19 protein-coding genes are annotated in these 15,444 nt (G+C 70.9%); 9 read left to right on the top strand and 10 right to left on the bottom strand.

Going from position 1 to position 15,444, the window contains the following annotated elements:
• Positions 1-104 precede the first annotated feature (104 nt).
• Together MQE23_RS19265 and MQE23_RS19260 are read right to left on the bottom strand one after the other, a co-directional pair.
• Complete coding sequence (locus MQE23_RS19265) at positions 105-1,010, bottom strand: DUF3558 family protein (RefSeq protein ID WP_037669376.1); 906 nt, start codon at positions 1,008-1,010, stop codon at positions 105-107.
• Between the two features lie 118 nt (positions 1,011-1,128).
• Positions 1,129-1,959 carry a DUF3558 domain-containing protein gene (locus MQE23_RS19260; protein WP_243379693.1) on the bottom strand — a complete coding sequence of 277 codons (831 nt, stop codon included), beginning with the start codon at positions 1,957-1,959 and terminating at the stop codon, positions 1,129-1,131.
• Positions 1,960-2,130: 171 nt separating this feature from the next.
• On the opposite strand from MQE23_RS19260, the gene MQE23_RS19255 reads away from it, so the two are divergent.
• Complete coding sequence (locus MQE23_RS19255; RefSeq protein ID WP_037669378.1) at positions 2,131-3,324, top strand: RtcB family protein; 1,194 nt, start codon at positions 2,131-2,133, stop codon at positions 3,322-3,324.
• Positions 3,325-3,453: 129 nt separating this feature from the next.
• Here MQE23_RS19255 and MQE23_RS19250 read toward each other — a convergent pair whose 3' ends face one another.
• On the bottom strand, positions 3,454-3,612 hold the full coding sequence (locus tag MQE23_RS19250; RefSeq protein WP_020272803.1) for a hypothetical protein: 159 nt from the start codon (positions 3,610-3,612) through the stop codon (positions 3,454-3,456).
• Positions 3,612-4,388 (bottom strand): SDR family NAD(P)-dependent oxidoreductase, encoded by a 777-nt coding sequence (locus MQE23_RS19245; RefSeq protein WP_020272804.1) that lies wholly within the window; start codon positions 4,386-4,388, stop codon positions 3,612-3,614. The genes MQE23_RS19250 and MQE23_RS19245 overlap by 1 nt, the downstream gene beginning before the upstream one ends.
• Positions 4,389-4,514: 126 nt before the next feature.
• On the opposite strand from MQE23_RS19245, the gene MQE23_RS19240 reads away from it, so the two are divergent.
• Positions 4,515-4,949, top strand: coding sequence for a nuclear transport factor 2 family protein (locus tag MQE23_RS19240; protein WP_020272805.1), 435 nt, complete (start codon positions 4,515-4,517; stop codon positions 4,947-4,949).
• Positions 4,950-4,970: 21 nt separating this feature from the next.
• On the opposite strand, the gene MQE23_RS19235 is transcribed toward MQE23_RS19240, so the two are convergent.
• Both MQE23_RS19235 and MQE23_RS19230 read right to left on the bottom strand, forming a co-directional pair.
• The gene (locus MQE23_RS19235; protein ID WP_020272806.1) at positions 4,971-5,306 is read right to left on the bottom strand and encodes a YnfA family protein; all 336 of its coding nucleotides are present in this window, start codon (positions 5,304-5,306) and stop codon (positions 4,971-4,973) included.
• Between the two features lie 49 nt (positions 5,307-5,355).
• Entirely contained in the window at positions 5,356-6,186 is an 831-nt protein-coding gene (locus MQE23_RS19230) for a helix-turn-helix domain-containing protein (protein ID WP_243379692.1), read from the bottom strand.
• A 62-nt stretch (positions 6,187-6,248) separates the two neighbouring features.
• On the opposite strand from MQE23_RS19230, the gene MQE23_RS19225 reads away from it, so the two are divergent.
• The 4 genes from MQE23_RS19225 (at position 6,249) to MQE23_RS19210 (ending at position 10,252) form a co-directional block, all read left to right on the top strand.
• Positions 6,249-6,851 (top strand): TIGR03086 family metal-binding protein, encoded by a 603-nt coding sequence (locus MQE23_RS19225; RefSeq protein WP_243379691.1) that lies wholly within the window; start codon positions 6,249-6,251, stop codon positions 6,849-6,851.
• Between the two features lie 64 nt (positions 6,852-6,915).
• The gene (locus MQE23_RS19220) at positions 6,916-7,992 is read left to right on the top strand and encodes an LLM class flavin-dependent oxidoreductase (protein WP_020272809.1); all 1,077 of its coding nucleotides are present in this window, start codon (positions 6,916-6,918) and stop codon (positions 7,990-7,992) included.
• Positions 7,993-8,110: 118 nt separating this feature from the next.
• Positions 8,111-8,833 (top strand): response regulator transcription factor, encoded by a 723-nt coding sequence (locus tag MQE23_RS19215; RefSeq protein ID WP_082319871.1) that lies wholly within the window; start codon positions 8,111-8,113, stop codon positions 8,831-8,833.
• An 18-nt stretch (positions 8,834-8,851) separates the two neighbouring features.
• Complete coding sequence (locus MQE23_RS19210) at positions 8,852-10,252, top strand: HAMP domain-containing sensor histidine kinase (protein WP_243382686.1); 1,401 nt, start codon at positions 8,852-8,854, stop codon at positions 10,250-10,252.
• Between the two features lie 2 nt (positions 10,253-10,254).
• On the opposite strand, the gene MQE23_RS19205 is transcribed toward MQE23_RS19210, so the two are convergent.
• Positions 10,255-10,875, bottom strand: coding sequence for an antibiotic biosynthesis monooxygenase (locus MQE23_RS19205; protein WP_243379690.1), 621 nt, complete (start codon positions 10,873-10,875; stop codon positions 10,255-10,257).
• Positions 10,876-11,001: 126 nt separating this feature from the next.
• Between MQE23_RS19205 and MQE23_RS19200 the strand changes: the two genes are divergently transcribed.
• Positions 11,002-12,048, top strand: coding sequence for a LacI family DNA-binding transcriptional regulator (locus MQE23_RS19200; protein ID WP_243382684.1), 1,047 nt, complete (start codon positions 11,002-11,004; stop codon positions 12,046-12,048).
• A 31-nt stretch (positions 12,049-12,079) separates the two neighbouring features.
• Here MQE23_RS19200 and MQE23_RS19195 read toward each other — a convergent pair whose 3' ends face one another.
• A complete protein-coding gene (locus MQE23_RS19195) occupies positions 12,080-12,886 on the bottom strand; it encodes a GNAT family N-acetyltransferase (RefSeq protein ID WP_243379689.1) in 807 nt (268 codons plus the stop codon).
• Between the two features lie 161 nt (positions 12,887-13,047).
• Here MQE23_RS19195 and MQE23_RS19190 point away from each other — a divergent pair, with 161 nt between their 5' ends.
• Positions 13,048-13,287 carry a hypothetical protein gene (locus tag MQE23_RS19190; protein ID WP_020272815.1) on the top strand — a complete coding sequence of 80 codons (240 nt, stop codon included), beginning with the start codon at positions 13,048-13,050 and terminating at the stop codon, positions 13,285-13,287.
• A 4-nt stretch (positions 13,288-13,291) separates the two neighbouring features.
• Here MQE23_RS19190 and MQE23_RS19185 read toward each other — a convergent pair whose 3' ends face one another.
• Positions 13,292-14,326, bottom strand: a complete 1,035-nt coding sequence (locus MQE23_RS19185) for an alcohol dehydrogenase catalytic domain-containing protein (protein WP_243379688.1) — start codon at positions 14,324-14,326, stop codon at positions 13,292-13,294.
• Entirely contained in the window at positions 14,319-14,750 is a 432-nt protein-coding gene (locus tag MQE23_RS19180; RefSeq protein WP_243379687.1) for a tautomerase family protein, read from the bottom strand. Before MQE23_RS19180 ends, MQE23_RS19185 begins: the two co-directional genes overlap by 8 nt.
• Positions 14,751-14,853: 103 nt before the next feature.
• Between MQE23_RS19180 and MQE23_RS19175 the strand changes: the two genes are divergently transcribed.
• Positions 14,854-15,438, top strand: coding sequence for a TetR/AcrR family transcriptional regulator (locus tag MQE23_RS19175; protein ID WP_020271793.1), 585 nt, complete (start codon positions 14,854-14,856; stop codon positions 15,436-15,438).
• Positions 15,439-15,444 lie beyond the last annotated feature (6 nt).

The raw sequence follows: 15,444 nt of genomic DNA, 5'->3' as shown, positions 1-15,444 counted from the left end.
GTAGTGGCGCGGCCACCCGTACTCCCCTCCCCTTGCGTGTTGTTGCGCGCAACAGGGTGGCACATGTGTACGGAGAACGGGTGGCCGGATCCGGTCGGAGACGTTCAGCTCTTCGACGCGGGCTTCTTCGACGGCGACGTCGAGGCTTCCTTGGCGGGCTCCTCGGAGGCATCCTTCGACGGAGACTTGGACGCCGACTTCGACGGGGCCTTGGAAGGCGCCTTGGAGGGGGCGCCGCTCGCCTTGCCGCCGCCCGCGCCGTTCGCGTCGGACACCGCCGCCACCGCCTCCTTGGCGGCCTTCTTCGCGTCCTTCATCAGGTCGTCGGCGCTCGGGCTCTTGTCGCCGGCCAGGCCCGCGCCGTTGTAGTCGAGGGTGACGACGACGTTCTCGACGCGTGCCACGACCGTCTGCTGCTTGAAGGTGCCTTCCTTCTTCTTCAGCTCGTACCGCACGGCCGTCGCCTCGTCGCCGGTCCCGGGCACCGGCTCCGACTTGGTGCTCTTGGCACCCGCCACAGCCTGGGCGTCCTGGACCTGCTTCTCCAAGTACTCCTGGGCCAGCTTGTCGGCCGGGCCGCGGGTGACGTCCGACTCGAAGCGCAGCATCGACACGTTCAGCCAGCGGAACTGCGAGCCCTTGACGCCGTTGTTGTCGAGGCTGTTCCAGGAGCAGCTGCCGCGGGTCGAAATGTCGTCCGACTTGCCCTCCTTGCCGGACTTGCTCTCCGGGACGAGGTCCTTCAGCGTCTTCTTCGACAGCGTCTTGCAGGGCTCCGGGAGCTTGCCGTACGCCGCCGCCTCAACGGTCGGCGACGGGCTCGCGGACGCCGAAGCGGCGGCCTTGGCGGCCTTGTCCGTGCTGTCGCCGGAGCCGGAGTCCGAGGAGCAGCCGGCGGCGACCAGCATCACGGGGACGGCGGCCGCGCAGACAAGGACGCGGTTGACTCGCTTCGCTCGCTGATCTCGCTGGTCTCGCTGTGCTCGTCGCTGCATGGTTCCTTCACTCATGACGCTCGTGGTTCCTGCGGTCGGAACGGGTCCGAGTGGTCACGGTACGCCGTGAGGCAGCGGTGTGTTCTTCCTTCGGGTGCTTTGCGGGTGCGCGTGAAGGGGGCGTGAAGGGGCCTCAGTCGCTCAGCGAATCGGCCAGCTGCGAGGCCAGTTTCCGGGCCTTGTCCTGCATTTCCTTGCTGTCCGGGACGACGCCGACGGTGGCCGGCTGCTCGGCGTACTCGATGGTCACGATGACGTTGGACGTGCGGAATGCCACAGTCACCGTCCGCTGCTTGGCCGTCGAACCGGAGCTGCTCAGCTCGTCGTCGAGGAAGGCTTCGTCGCCGACCTCCTCCAGAACGCGGGGCTGGAGGTCGGTCGGGGTGGCGGAGGCGGAGGCGGACGTCGAGGGTGAGGGCGAGGAGGTGCCGGACGGGGACGGGGAGCCGCTCGGCGCGGGGGTGGCTCCGCCGGCCGGGGTGCTGCCCGGGGTCGTCGACTCGGTGGCGGTCGGCGCGGGCAGGTGGGCCGCCGCCTCCTTCTCCGCGAAGAGCTGCTCGGCCTGGCTGTCGTCGCTGACCGCGTTGTCGTAGGAGACGACCCGTTCGAAGTCGACGAGCAGATGGTCGGTGGCCTGCGGTGCGTCGACCTTCCACTGGCAGCCGACCTTGCGGTCGGTGTCGTACGTGACCGTCGCCTCGCCCTCGTAGGCCTTCTCGCGCTGTTCCTCGTCGGTGATCTGCCGGATACCGGGCAGGAGTTCGTCGAGGGAGCTCTGGCCGACGGCGCCGCAGGGCTCGGGCAGGGTGCGGTACCGGCCCGGCTCGGCGGCGGCCGAGGCCGTGCCCGTGTCACCCGGGTTGGAGTCGTCCGTCGGGCCGCCGTCGCCGGAGCCGCCGGTGCAGCCGGCCAGCAGGGCCGCGAGGAGCGCGGCGATACCGGGTGCGTACGCCTTCCGTTGCACGTGGTGGCTCCTCTCGACGCGGATATCGGCTTGCCGCTTCGGGGCAGCCGATGAACACAATGTGTATCGCACGCACTGCCGTGGACGCCGGTCCGGATTCCCTTTCGTCGACCTTGGCTCCGGTATTTGCTGTTGAGGACTTCTGTTCGTTTACGGGGGATTGAGGACGCTATGTCGTATGTAGAGATACCTGGTGCGAAAGTGCCGATCCGGATGTGGGCCGACCCGGCCACGGTCGAGGGCTCCGCGCTCCAGCAGCTCCAGAACGTCGCCACGCTGCCCTGGATCAAGGGCCTGGCCGTCATGCCCGACGTGCACTACGGCAAGGGTGCGACGGTCGGCTCGGTCATCGCCATGCAGGGCGCGGTGTGCCCGGCGGCGGTGGGTGTCGACATCGGCTGCGGAATGTCGGCGGTGAAGACGTCCCTGACGGCGAACGACCTGCCCGGGGATCTGTCCCGGCTGCGGTCGCGGATCGAGCAGGTGATTCCGGTGGGGCGGGGGATGCATGACGATCCCGTCGACCCCGGGCGGTTCCATGGGTTGGCCACTGCCGGGTGGGAGGACTTCTGGGGGCGGTTCGACGGGGTGGCGGAGGCGGTCAAGTTCCGTCAGGAACGTGCCACGAAGCAGATGGGAACGCTCGGTGGGGGTAACCATTTCGTCGAAGTCTGCACGGATACGACCGGTTCTGTCTGGTTGATGCTTCACTCCGGTTCCCGCAACATCGGCAAGGAACTGGCCGAGCACCACATCGGCGTGGCTCAGAAGCTCCCGCACAACCAGGGCCTCGTCGACCGCGACCTCGCCGTCTTCGTCGCGGACACCCCGCAGATGGCGGCGTACCGCAACGACCTGTTCTGGGCGCAGGAGTACGCGAAGTACAACCGCTCGATCATGATGGCGCTCCTGAAGGACGTGATCCGCAAGGAGTTCAAGAAGGCCAAGCCGACCTTCGAGCCGGAGATCAGCGCGCACCACAACTACGTGGCCGAGGAGCGCTACGACGGGATGGACCTGCTCGTGACCCGCAAGGGCGCGATCCGGGCCGGATCCGGCGACTACGGGATCATCCCCGGCTCCATGGGTACGGGTTCGTACATCGTGAAGGGCCTCGGCAACGACAAGTCCTTCAACTCCGCCTCGCACGGCGCGGGCCGGCGCATGAGCCGCAACGCGGCCAAGCGCCGCTTCTCGACGAAGGACCTGGAGGAGCAGACGCGGGGCGTGGAGTGCCGTAAGGACTCCGGCGTCGTGGACGAGATCCCGAGCGCCTACAAGCCGATCGAGCAGGTCATCGACCAGCAGCGGGACCTCGTGGAGGTCGTGGCGCAGATCAAGCAGGTGGTTTGCGTGAAGGGCTGACGCACAAGTGCCCCGGTCAGAACCGGGGCACTTGGTTTCCCTTATTCGCTGACGGGTCGGGGTACTTGCCCACTGCGCAGGCGCCAGAGCCGGAGATTGCAGCAGGATGTTCACTCCTGTGGGTGGGAGCTACTTCGGGGCGTGCAGCACCGCGTAGATCATGACGAACGCCACGATGTGGATGCCGAAGAGGAAGTAGGCGAGCCACCACCACATGTGGCGTTCGTTCTTCGTCTCCTGGGCGAGGCGCTGCTGTTCCCGTTCCCGGTCCCCTTCGGCGGCCGGCATCACAGGTCCCGGTGGACCTTCGTGTTGGAGGCCTGGGCGCGGGGGCGCAGGACCAGGAGGTCGACGTTGACGTGGCTGGGGCGGGTGACCGCCCAGGTGATGGTGTCGGCGACGTCGTCGGCCGTGAGGGGCTCGGCGACGCCCTCGTAGACCTTCTCCGCCTTCTCCTTGTCGCCGGAGAAGCGGGTGAGGGCGAACTCGTCCGTCTTGACCATGCCGGGGGCGATCTCGATGACGCGGACCGGCCGGCCGACGATCTCCAGGCGCAGGGTCTCGGCGAGGACGTGCGCGCCGTGCTTGGCGGCGACGTAGCCCGCGCCGCCCTCGTAGGTGCCGTGGCCCGCGGTGGAGGAGACGACCACGACCGTGCCGTCGCCGCTCGCGATCAGCTTGGGCAGCAGGGCCTGGGTGAGGTTGAGCGTGCCGATGACGTTCGTCTCGTACATCTGGCGCCAGTCGGCCGGGTCGCCGGTGGCGACCGGGTCGGCGCCGAGCGCGCCGCCCGCGTTGTTGACCAGCACGCCGATCGTCTTGAAGGCCGTGGCGAACTCGTCGACCGCCGCGCGGTCGGTGACGTCGAGGGCGTAGGCCGTGGCCTGGTGGCCGGCCTTGGTGATCTCCTCCGCGAGCGCCTCGATGCGGTCCTTGCGGCGGGCGGTGAGGACGACGCGGTAGCCCGCGGCGGCGAGCTGCCGGGCCGTGGCGGCGCCGATTCCGCTGCTCGCACCGGTGACGACGGCGATGCGGGAGGCTGCGGACGGGGCGGCGGTGGCCATGGGAGCTCCTCGGACGTGGTGTGCGGTGTCGGGCCGGCGTCGGCCTCAGGGCTCCGGCCAGGATAGGCGGGCCTCGCGGTGGGAGAATGAGTGCGGGTGATCCCCTGACACCACCGGAGGTGGATCATGGGCGAGGCACGTGAGGTCATGGACCGGCTCACCGACGCGGTCACCACGCACGCCGATCTGAAGGTCATCAGCGAGCTGTACGCCGAGGACGCGGTCGCCTTCACGCCCGACGAGGGCGAGCTGCGCGGGCGGGACAGCATCGTCGAGTACTGGCGGACGATGACGGAGGCGCTCCCCGAGGCGACGTTCCAGTCGCTGCACTCCTACGAGGTCGGTGACACGGCCATCGACGAGGGGATCTTCAGCGGGCGCAACACCGGGCCGCTGGAGCTGCCCAACGGCGAGACGCTGCCGCCGACGCAGAAGGAGATCAGGATCCGCGGGGTGGACATCGCCACCGTGAAGGACGGCCGGATCGTCGACTACCGCCTGTACTTCGACGAGATGGATTTCCTGGGTCAGCTGGGGCTGCTGCCCGACGAGCCGTTCTGAGCCCCCCGGCCCGCAGGCCGGTCAGTTTCCTCGCGGGGCGTACATGATCACCGCCATGCCCGCGAGGCAGATCAGTGCGCCCGTGATGTCCCAGCGGTCCGGTCGGTAGCCGTCCGCGACCACGCCCCACAGGATCGAACCGGCGACGAAGATCCCGCCGTACGCGGCGAGGACGCGGCCGAAGTGGGCGTCGGGCTGGAACGTGGCGACGAAGCCGTACGCGCCGAGCGCGAGGACGCCGCCGGCCGCCCACAGCCAGCCCCTGTTCTCGCGCACGCCCTGCCAGACCAGCCACGCGCCGCCGATCTCGAAGAGGGCGGCGACGACGAAGAGGGCGGCGGAGCGGAGCACGAGCATGGTGGTCAGCTTCGCACGCGCCCCGACCTCCGCCTCGGTGGGAAGCCCCCTAACGCCCGGCTCGGGCTCCGGCGGCGTACGCCGCCGGGGACACTCCCACCGTCGTCGTGAAGTCGCGTACCAGATGGGCCTGGTCGGCGTAGCCGAGGTCGGCGGCGAGGGCGGCCCAGTCGACGTCGCTGCGGCTGCCGGCCTGTTCCAGGGCCTCGTGGATGCGGTAGCGGAGGATGACCCACTTGGGGCTGACGCCGACATGGGTCGAGAAGAGCCGTTGCAGGGCCCGTACCGACAGTCCTCGCGCATGGGCGAAGTCGCCGACGCGGCGTACGGTGCGGTCCGCCTGGATGCGTCGGACGAGGTCGATCGCGAGGTCTGCCTGGGGATCCGGGGCGCAGGGCAGGGAGAGCAGGAAGGCATCGAGGGCGGCCACCCGGCCGCGGTCGTCCGCGGGGGTGACGACCGAGCGGGCGGTGTCGCCGGTGGCCTGCGGGAACACCTCCCGGACGGGCAGCGTGCAGCCGGTCCACCGGGAAACCGGCGCCTCTGGGGCGTACGGCCGGAAGCCGCCGGGCCGGAACTTCGCCCCGCAGACCCGGCCCCGGCCCGACAGCTTCCTGGTGTACAGGCCGAGCGCGACGCCGGTGACCTCGCCGTAGGGCGCGTCCTTCTCGTCGGCCCCGTCCCACTGGAAGGTGAGGTTGACGGCGGGGTGCGGGACGATGTGGGAGGCGTAGGGCGCGGGCAGGTCCCAGTCGATGAGCCAGTACCACTCGACGTACCGGCGCAGCGGCTCGGCGGGCTCGTGGCGGCGGAATCGCACGTGGTTCAGCAGCCCGGACGGGTCGACGATCCCGCGGGTGTCGTGGCGGGGTGCCTCCATGGCCGGATCGTACGTCGCGTTTCTTCAAGAGGGGCGGCCCCGGGTGTCCCTACGGTCGCTGTATGGACACCAAGCGCAGTGCAGCGAAGAGCCACACCCTGGGCGAACTTCTGGCGGTGGCGCGTGAGCGGGCCGTGCCCGTGGTCCGGGGGGTTCCCGACGAGGCGCTCTCCGCGCCCACACCGTGTGCCGACTACGACGTGAAGTCCCTGGTCAACCACCTCTTCCAGGTGGTCGTGGAGTTCCAGAAACTGGCCGCCAAGGGCGAGTCGGACTTCTCCACGACGCCCGACCGGGTCGGTGCCGGGTCGGACTGGAGGGAGCGGTTCGCCGAGGAGACGGACAGGCTGGTGGCGGCCTGGTCGGCGCCCGGTGCCGAGGAGGGCACGGCAGGGGCGTGGCGGATGCCCGCGCGGCTGGTCGGGGCGATGGCGTTGCTCGATCTGACGGTGCACGCGTGGGACCTGGCCCGGGCCACGGGTCAGGAGTACCGGGCGGACGACGAGCTGGTACCGGTCCTGGAGCAGCTCGCCGGCACGGTCGCCGAGCTGGCCCCGACGGCCCGGTCGACCGGCGTGTTCGCGGAGCCGGTGCCGGTGGCGGAGGGTGCGTCGGCCTTCGAGCGGCTGCTCGGGCAGACCGGCAGGGACCCGTACCGGACGTGACGACCTGCCTGTTGCCCCCTCCCAGGTACGGTTGAAGGGTAAACAACCTGGAGGGTGAGCGACCATGCAGTTCGGGATCTTCAGCGTCGGCGACGTCACGCCCGACCCGACCACGGGCCGGACGCCGACAGAACGCGAGCGCATCAAAGCCATGGTCGCCATCGCGCTGAAGGCCGAGGAGGCCGGCCTCGACGTCTTCGCCACCGGCGAGCACCACAACCCGCCGTTCGTGCCGTCTTCCCCGACCACCATGCTCGGCCACATCGCCGCCCGCACCGAGCGGCTGATCCTCTCCACCGCCACCACCCTCATCACCACCAACGACCCGGTGAAGATCGCCGAGGACTTCGCGATGCTCCAGCACCTGGCCGACGGCCGGGTGGACCTCATGCTGGGCCGCGGCAACACCGCCCCCGTCTACCCCTGGTTCGGCCAGGACATCCGGCAGGGCATCCCCCTCGCGATCGAGAACTACGCCCTCCTCCACCGGCTGTGGCGCGAGGAGGCCGTCGACTGGGAGGGGAAGTTCCGTACGCCGTTGCAGGGCTTCACCGCCACGCCCCGTCCGCTGGACGGCGTACCGCCGTTCGTCTGGCACGGGTCGATCCGCTCGCCCGAGATCGCCGAGCAGGCCGCGTACTACGGCGACGGCTTCTTCCACAACAACATCTTCTGGCCGGCCGAGCACACCAAGCGCATGGTCGAGCTGTACCGGACGCGGTACGCGCACCACGGGCACGGCACGCCCGAGCAGGCGATCGTCGGGCTCGGCGGGCACGTGTTCATGCGGCGGAACGCGCAGGACGCCGTGCGCGAGTTCCGGCCGTACTTCGACGTCGCGCCGGTGTACGGGCACGGGCCGTCGCTGGAGGACTTCATGGCGCAGACGCCGCTGACCGTCGGCTCCCCGCAGCAGGTCATCGAGAAGACGCTGGCCTTCCGCGACTATGCCGGTGACTACCAGCGCCAGCTGTTCCTGGTCGACCACGCCGGGCTGCCGCTGAAGACCGTGCTGGAGCAGATCGACCTGCTGGGCGAGGAGGTCGTACCGGTGCTGCGCAAGGAGTTCGCCGTGGGCCGCCCGGCGGACGTGCCGGAGGCGCCGACGCACGCGGCCCGGCTCGCCGCGGCCCGAGGGTGAGAGGACGGTAGTCACCGGGGCTGTGGTTGCGTGCCCCCTGGTGAGAGGGCAGTAAGAAGGACGCTCCGGCGCAGCTCATCCGGTCCCGTGGACCCGGCGGCGGGGCACACTGGGACGCGTGTCCCAAACAGTGCTGCTCGCCGAAGACGACCGCGCCATCCGCAACGCCCTGGAGCGCGCCCTGACCCTGGAGGGTTACCAGGTCATGGCGGTCGCCGACGGTGTCGAGGCACTGGCGCAGGCCCACCGCAACCGTCCGGACGTCCTCGTCCTGGACGTGATGATGCCCGGCATCGACGGGCTCCAGGTGTGCCGCGTGCTGCGCGCCGAGGGCGACCGGACGCCGATCCTGATGCTGACCGCCCTCGTGGAGACCGCCGACCGGATCGCCGGCCTGGACGCGGGCGCCGACGACTACGTGGTGAAGCCCTTCGACGTGGAGGAGGTCTTCGCCCGGCTGCGCGCCCTGCTGCGCCGCACCAGCCCGGTCGGCGTCGGGAGCGCGGCCGCGCCCGCCGAGGCGCCCCGGCCGGTCCCCGAGCGGTTCATCGAGGCGGCCGGCATCCGCATGGACCCGCAGGCGCGCCGGGCCTGGCGGGGCGCCCGCGAGCTGGAGCTGACCCGCACCGAGTTCGAACTGCTGGAGCTGCTGGTCCGCAACGCGGGCATCGTCCTCGACCACTCGACGATCTACGACCGCATCTGGGGCTACGACTTCGGCCCCGGCTCGAAGAACCTCGCCGTCTACGTCGGCTATCTGCGCCGCAAGCTCGACGAGCCGGACGCGCCGCAGCTGATCCACACGGTGCGTGGCGTGGGTTACGTGCTGCGGGAGGACTGAGTGGGCCGCCTCGGCCGGATGCTGGGCGGGCGGCGGCTGAAGCTGGTCTCGCTGCGCACCACGTTCGCCGTGTCGTTCGCGGCGGTGACGGCGGCCGTGACGATCCTGGTCGGCATCCTGTCGTACAGCGCGGCGGCCCGGCTGGTGCGGGTGGACCAGCAGACCGTGTTCGACGAGGTCGTGCAGGACCTGCGCGACGAGGTGCGGCAGAACCACATGACGCCCGGCGACTTCTCGTCCGCCGCGCCGGGCCACGACCTGGTCCGGCCCGCCCGTACCGACGTGCAGGTGCTCGGCCCGGACGGCCATGTCGTCGACCCGGGCAGCCCCGGACTGCCGGTCACCGGCGCCGACGTACGGATCGCCGGGGCCGCGACGTCCGGGCGGGTGGCCGAGCACAAGGACGTCGACGTGGGCGACGACGTCTACCGCGTCGCGACCGTCTCCCTCGGCGGCGGCCGGGGCGCGGTGCAGGTCGCGCAGGAGTTCAGCGATGTCGAGGACCTGCTGCGGGCGCTCCAGCGGCGGACGCTCCTGCTGATGGCCGCCGTCGTGATCGCCGCCGGCCTGTTCGGCTGGTGGCTGGCCCGGCGGATCACCCGCCGCCTGGTCGTCCTGACCGACGCCGCCGAGGACGTCGCCCGCACCCGCCGGCTGGGCATCCAGGTGCCCGTCGCCGGTCACGACGAGGTGGGCCGGCTCGGCCGGGCCTTCGACCGCATGCTGGGGCGGCTCGCCCAGTCCGAGGAGGACCAGCGCCGCCTCGTCCAGGACGCGGGCCACGAGCTGCGTACGCCCCTGACCTCCCTGCGTACGAACATCTCCCTGCTCCGCCGGATCGACGAACTCCCGCCCGGGACCCGTGAGGAACTGGTCGCCGATCTGGGCCAGGAGGCCCGCGAGCTGACCGACCTGGTCAACGAGCTCGTCGACCTCGCGGCCGGGCAGTCCGACACCGAGCCGCCGCAGCGGGTGAGCGTCGCCGACATCGCGGAGGAGGTGGCGGGCCTCGCCCGGCGCCGCAGCGGCCGGCGGATCCTGCTCCGCGCGAGCGGTGACACCACCACCGACGGGCGGCCCGGGATGCTGACCCGGGCGCTGTCCAACCTCGTCGAGAACGCGGTCAAGTTCGACCAGGGCGGCACGGCCCCCATCGAGATCGTCGTGGCCGGGCCCGCCCGGCCGGGCACGATCCGCGTGGAGGTCCTCGACCGCGGCCCCGGCATCGCCGACAAGGACCTCGACCGCGTCTTCGACCGCTTCTACCGCGCCGCCGACGCCCGCTCCCTGCCGGGCTCCGGCCTGGGCCTGTCCATCGTCCGGGAGGTGGCTCTCGCCCACGGGGGAGCGCCGTTCGCGTTCCGGCGGGAGGGGGGCGGGACGGTGATCGGGTTCACGGTGGGCGGGGGGCTGGACTGACGTCACCCGCCTCCGCGTGAGGCTCCCCCCGCGCGATCCCGGCGCAGGGCGCGGTACAGGTGAAACCGCCCACCGTGCGTGAGCCGCACCCCGGGCGTCCCCGAGAACAGCTCGTGCCCCTTGTCGTGGTCCCCGGCCTCGGCGGACTCCTGGTGGGCCTGCACGGTGGTCCACTCGGTATAGAGCAGCACCCGGCTGCCGTCGATGCTGTGCAGGAAGTGGGCGGAGATCGCCCCGGGGTGACCGCCTTCGCGCGGCTGGGCCTCGACCACCGCGTCGGTGAAGGAGCGCTGCCGCTCGGGCCCGTCGACGTCGAAGGCGGCGGTGATGAGACACCCCGGGACGCGCGTCTCGTGCTCCTCGACGAGGCTGCGGTACAGCCGGTAACGGGGCGGACCGGCCGGCGGAACGGCGGTGTCGTCGGCCCACTGGGCGAGCGTCAGCACCGTCTCCCCGTCCGTACTGAGGAACCAGCTGACGGCGGTGGGCCCGGCGGGTGGGGTCGTCAGGGACTGTAACTCGGCTGCTACGACAGCCTGTTGCCGCTCCAGGCCGTCGGCGTACTGCGTGCCGATCACCAGCGTGCCGGGGGTGGTCAGGTCCGGGAAGGGGGCTGAAGTCACGGACGGAACTCCTTTTGTGGACGGGAGCGGAACCGTGATCGTGCCCGAGGGCTGCCGGGAGCGGTCAACTGCTTTTGAACGCGGTGCTACCGTCCGCTCATGCCTCCAGCTCAACGGCACCCCACGATGGCCGACGTCGCCGAACGGGCCGGGGTCTCCACCTCCACCGTCTCGCGCACGCTGCGCGGCCTGTCCACGGTCTCGCCGGAGGTGCGGGCCCGCGTCGAGAAGGCCGCGCGCGAGCTGAACTTCGCCGTGTCCCGGCAGGCCGCGAGCCTGGTCACGGGCCGGACCGGGACGGTGGCGGTGCTGGTCCCGACCCTCAACTCCTGGTTCATGGGATCCGCGCTGTCCAGCCTGGCCCCGCTGCTGCGGGCGGCGGGCATGCAGCTGAACGTCTACGAGATCCCCGACCTGGCCGAGCGCACCGCGTTCTTCGAGCACCTCCCGGCACGCCGCAACGCCGACGCGCTCCTGGTGTTCTCCTTCGACCTCACCGACGAGGAGACCGCCCGGCTGGACGACCTCGGCATGCCGGTGATCTACGTCAGCCGGCACGTCGAAGGACGCCCGAGCATCTACGTCGACGACGTGGCCGGCGCCCTGAACGGCACCCGGCACCTGCTCAACCTCGGCCACCGCCGGATCGCCTTCGTCCAGACGGCGGGTTCGAGCGGCTTCTCCTTCAGCTCCGACGAACGGCTGCTGGGCTACCAGCAGGCCCTCACCGAGGCGGGGGTCCCGCTCGACGACGACCTGGTGGTGTCCACGAGGGCCGGCGACAAGCGCGCCGCCGCCGAGGTGCTCGGCATGCTGCTGAGCCTGCGCGAGCCGCCCACCGCCGTCTTCGCCGAGCAGGACGAGGTCGCCGTCGCCCTCATCTGGAACCTGCGCAGGACGCAGATCGCCGTACCCGAACGCATCTCCGTGCTCGGCTTCGACGATCAGCCGCTGGCCGACTGGTTCGACCTGTCCACGGTCGCCCAGTCACCGTCGGACATGGGGCGGGAGGCCGGGGAGCTGGCGCTGAAGCTCATCGACGACTCCGGGGCCGACCACGAGCGGCATGTCGTACTGCCGACGTATGTGATCCCGCGGGCCACGACCGCTCCGGTGGCCCGGGCCATGGCCTGGGGCGAGGGGGAGCAGGCCGGCGAGCCGGCACCCGGGTGACGCGCGGGGCGGACGCGCCTGGACCGGCGTGTCAGCCCTCCGCGAGGGCGAAGAACCGCATCGGTGAGTTCGCCTCGAAGCCGATGCGCGGATACACGGGCGCTCCGGCGGCGGTGGCGTGCAGGGTCGCCCGGGCCAGTCCGGTGGCCCGGCCACCCTCGTGCAGGGCCTTGCGCGTCACCGCTTCTCCGTATCCCCGGCGCTCCCACGCCGGATCGGTGGCGACGAGCAGGACGAAGAGGCGGCCGTCGGCCTCGACGGTGGCGGCGCAGGTCACGGGGGTGCCGTCGGCGCGCACGCCCAGGTAGGCGTACACCTGGTTCTTCCACAGCGAGGAGCGCCCGAGACCGTCACGACCGTCCTCCAAGGGGAAGCCGTAGGCACGCGAGTTGATGTCGGCGAAGGCGCGCAGCTGATCGTCCGTGGTCACGCGTAAGAACGTCAGCTCGGGATGGGTGGGTTCGGGAAGGGGCAGCAGATCCCCCGCCATGCCCGTCCCGGCGAAGGCGTGCACGAGCCCGGCTCGCTCGGCGGCGTCCCCGAGCCCCGCGCGCGCCTCGTCGTCCAGCAGATCCTCGAAGACCCACAGAAAACCGGGGTGCTTCTTGGCCCGCATGACCTCCGCGGCCTCGTCCAGCCGCTGCTTCAGCAGTCCGGAGGTCGTGCCGGGCTCGGTCAGCGTGACGCAGTTCCAGAAGGCGAACCGGCAGTCGGCCCAGCGGACGGCGATCCCCGGCAGGTCGCGGACGTCCGCCTGCGGATCCCGGTCGAGCACCATGACCCGCCACACCGTGGCGAGCTGCTCCACCGATTCGATCGAGTCCGTGAGATCGCGCATGAGAACCCCTCAGATAGGCGGCGGGACAAGGGAGTTGTCCGCACTGCACACACTGCCCTCCACAGGCCTTCCTCATCCACACCCGGGAACCTTCGCGATCATGAACTGCAGCGTGCTCACCCCTACACTGAGCCGCGTTTTCAAGATGATCGGAGTACGACATGCATCGTCGCCTTGCCGCTGTTCTCGTGGCGGCCGGCGTCCTCGCAGTCGCCGGGTGCGCGCAGAACTTCGACCAGGGCCCCGAGGGCAAGGTCACCGAGAAGGTCAAGGACGGGAAGAAGTTCTACCTGGTCGTCGATCCTGCCAAGGCCGGCGGCGAGAAGAAGTTCAGGGTCAGCAAGTACGACTACCACGACTGCAACCGGGGCTCTAAGTACCCCAAGTGCGTCGACGACTGAGCGGTCACGTTGCCGAGGTCGGTGAGCAGCCGTCGTCTGCCCGGACGAAGACCGGCTTGAGGTGTTTCTCCGGCAGTGCGGCCGGCAGGTCCTCCCAGTCGATGACGTGGGAGACGACCCGTTCGGGGGCGACCTTGCCGGAGGCGGCGAGGGCGAGGGCGTCGGGGATGTGGGCGCGTACGTTGTCGCGGGCGACGCGCAGGGTGACGCCGGTGAGGTACATGTCGAGCAGGGGCAGTTCCCCAGGGCGGAAGTGGTTGCCCGCGCTCTCGCAGATCCCCTCCGGGGTGAGGCACTTGACGGCCAGGCCGAGCTGGTCGACGCGGCCGGTGGCCTCCACGGCGATGTCGAAGCCCTGCGGGACCGCCTCCAGCGTCTCGGCGGTGGCGGCCCCGAACGCGCGGGCCAGTTCGCGGTGTTCGGGGGCGGGGTCGACGTAGAGCACCTCGCAGGCGCCGAGCGCGCGGGCGATGTCGCACACGTAGAGGCCGATGCTGCCGCGGGCGACGACCAGCACCCGTGCTCCGGGCCGGGCCTTGAGGTGAGGTGCGACCAGGCGCCAGGCCAGGGACCAGTTGTCGCTGGCGGAGGCCATGGCGACCGGGTCGAGACCGGTGGGCAGGGGGACGAGCATGGCGTCGGCGTAGGGCACGCGGACCAGGTCGGAGAAGAGTCCGCCCCAGGTGCCGCCGATCGGCGCGCCGTACATCGCCATGTAGGGCACGGCGGTGCAGTGCGCGGTCAGTCCGGCCCGGCAGCGGTCGCAGTCGCCGCAGTTGACGGACCACGGGACGACCACGAGATCGCCGGGGGCGACGGCGGTGACGGCGTCGCCGGTCTCCACGACCCGGGCGACGCACTCGTGGCCGAGGGCGAAGGGCGGCTCGATGAAGCCGTGCCCGGCGAGGATGGCGGAGTCGACGTCACACGGGGTGGCGGCCACCGGCGCGACGATCGCCTCGCCGTCCGACTGGATCCTGGGATCGGGTGCTTCTCGCCATGCGACGGTGCGCTTGGCGACGTAGGCCAGTTCACGCATCGGTGCGCTGCCCCTTCGCCAGTGCCACCAGATCGGCGTACCGGACGACGGAGCCGCCCGCGCCCCAGGTGCCGTCGGGCTGTTCGTGCACCAGCACCCACACCCGCAGCGTGGCGTCCGGGCCGAGACCGGCGGCGCCCAGGACGGTCTTCGTCGCCTCCTCGACCAACCCCGCCTTGCGGCGCTCGGACAGGGCGCCCTGTGGGACGACGACCTCCACCAGGAAGCGCGGTTCGTCGTCCCCGGCGGTGGTCTGGGCACCCTCGGGCAGTTCGACGAGGTAGCTCCACGCCTGAGCGCGGAAGAAGGGGGTGTCGGGCGCGCCCTCCCAGCGCAGCAGCACGGCGGCCAGGTCGCGCTGGACGGTCGTGCGCCCCTGATCGGTGAGGGCACCGGTCGGGACGGTCAGCCTGATCATCGGCATGGCAGCTCCTCGAATCGCCGACAGTCACCGTCTATGACGGTCGTTATAACGAGTGATCACGCTAGACTATGACGGCTGTTATAGCCAGAGGGGATGTGCACAAGTGGCCGAGCGAAGTGCGCCGTCGCGTGAGCGGATCGTGGCCGGGGCCGCCGACATGATCAGTCGGCGTGGTCTGAGCGCCACGAGCATCCGGGAGATGGCCAAGCACGCCAAGGCGCCGCTCGGCTCGACGTATCACTACTTCCCCGAGGGCAAGCAGCAACTGGCCACCGAAGCCGTCCGGTACACGGGCGAGTGGGTCGCCCGCAGCCTGCGCAAGGAGCTGGAGTCGGGGCCGGTCGAAGGGCTGCGGGCATTCCTCGCCCTGTGGCGCAAGATCGTCGTCGAGAGCGACTTCCACGCCGGTTGCCCCGTGTTGGCCGTGGCCATCGAGGAGCCCCCGGCCGACGAGATCCCGCCCGCTGTGGCTGCCGCGGCAGCGGTGTTCGCCCAGTGGGAGGCCCTGCTGGCCGCCTCGCTGCGCGAGCACGGCACCGAGGCGGAACAGGCCGCCCAGCTCGCGACCCTCGTCGTGGCGGCCGTCGAGGGCACGGTCGCCATGTGCCGCGCCAAGCGCAGCGCACAGCCGCTCGACGACACCGCCGAGCAGTTGCAGGCGCTCATCGCCGGCGCGATCAAGCACTGACACCCG

Source organism: Streptomyces sp. HP-A2021, assembly GCF_022807935.1.
GTDB classification, from domain to species: Bacteria; Actinomycetota; Actinomycetes; order Streptomycetales; family Streptomycetaceae; genus Streptomyces; species Streptomyces afghaniensis.
The sequence above is the reverse complement of the archived record's forward strand: the minus strand, read 5'-3'. Positions and strand labels throughout refer to the sequence as shown.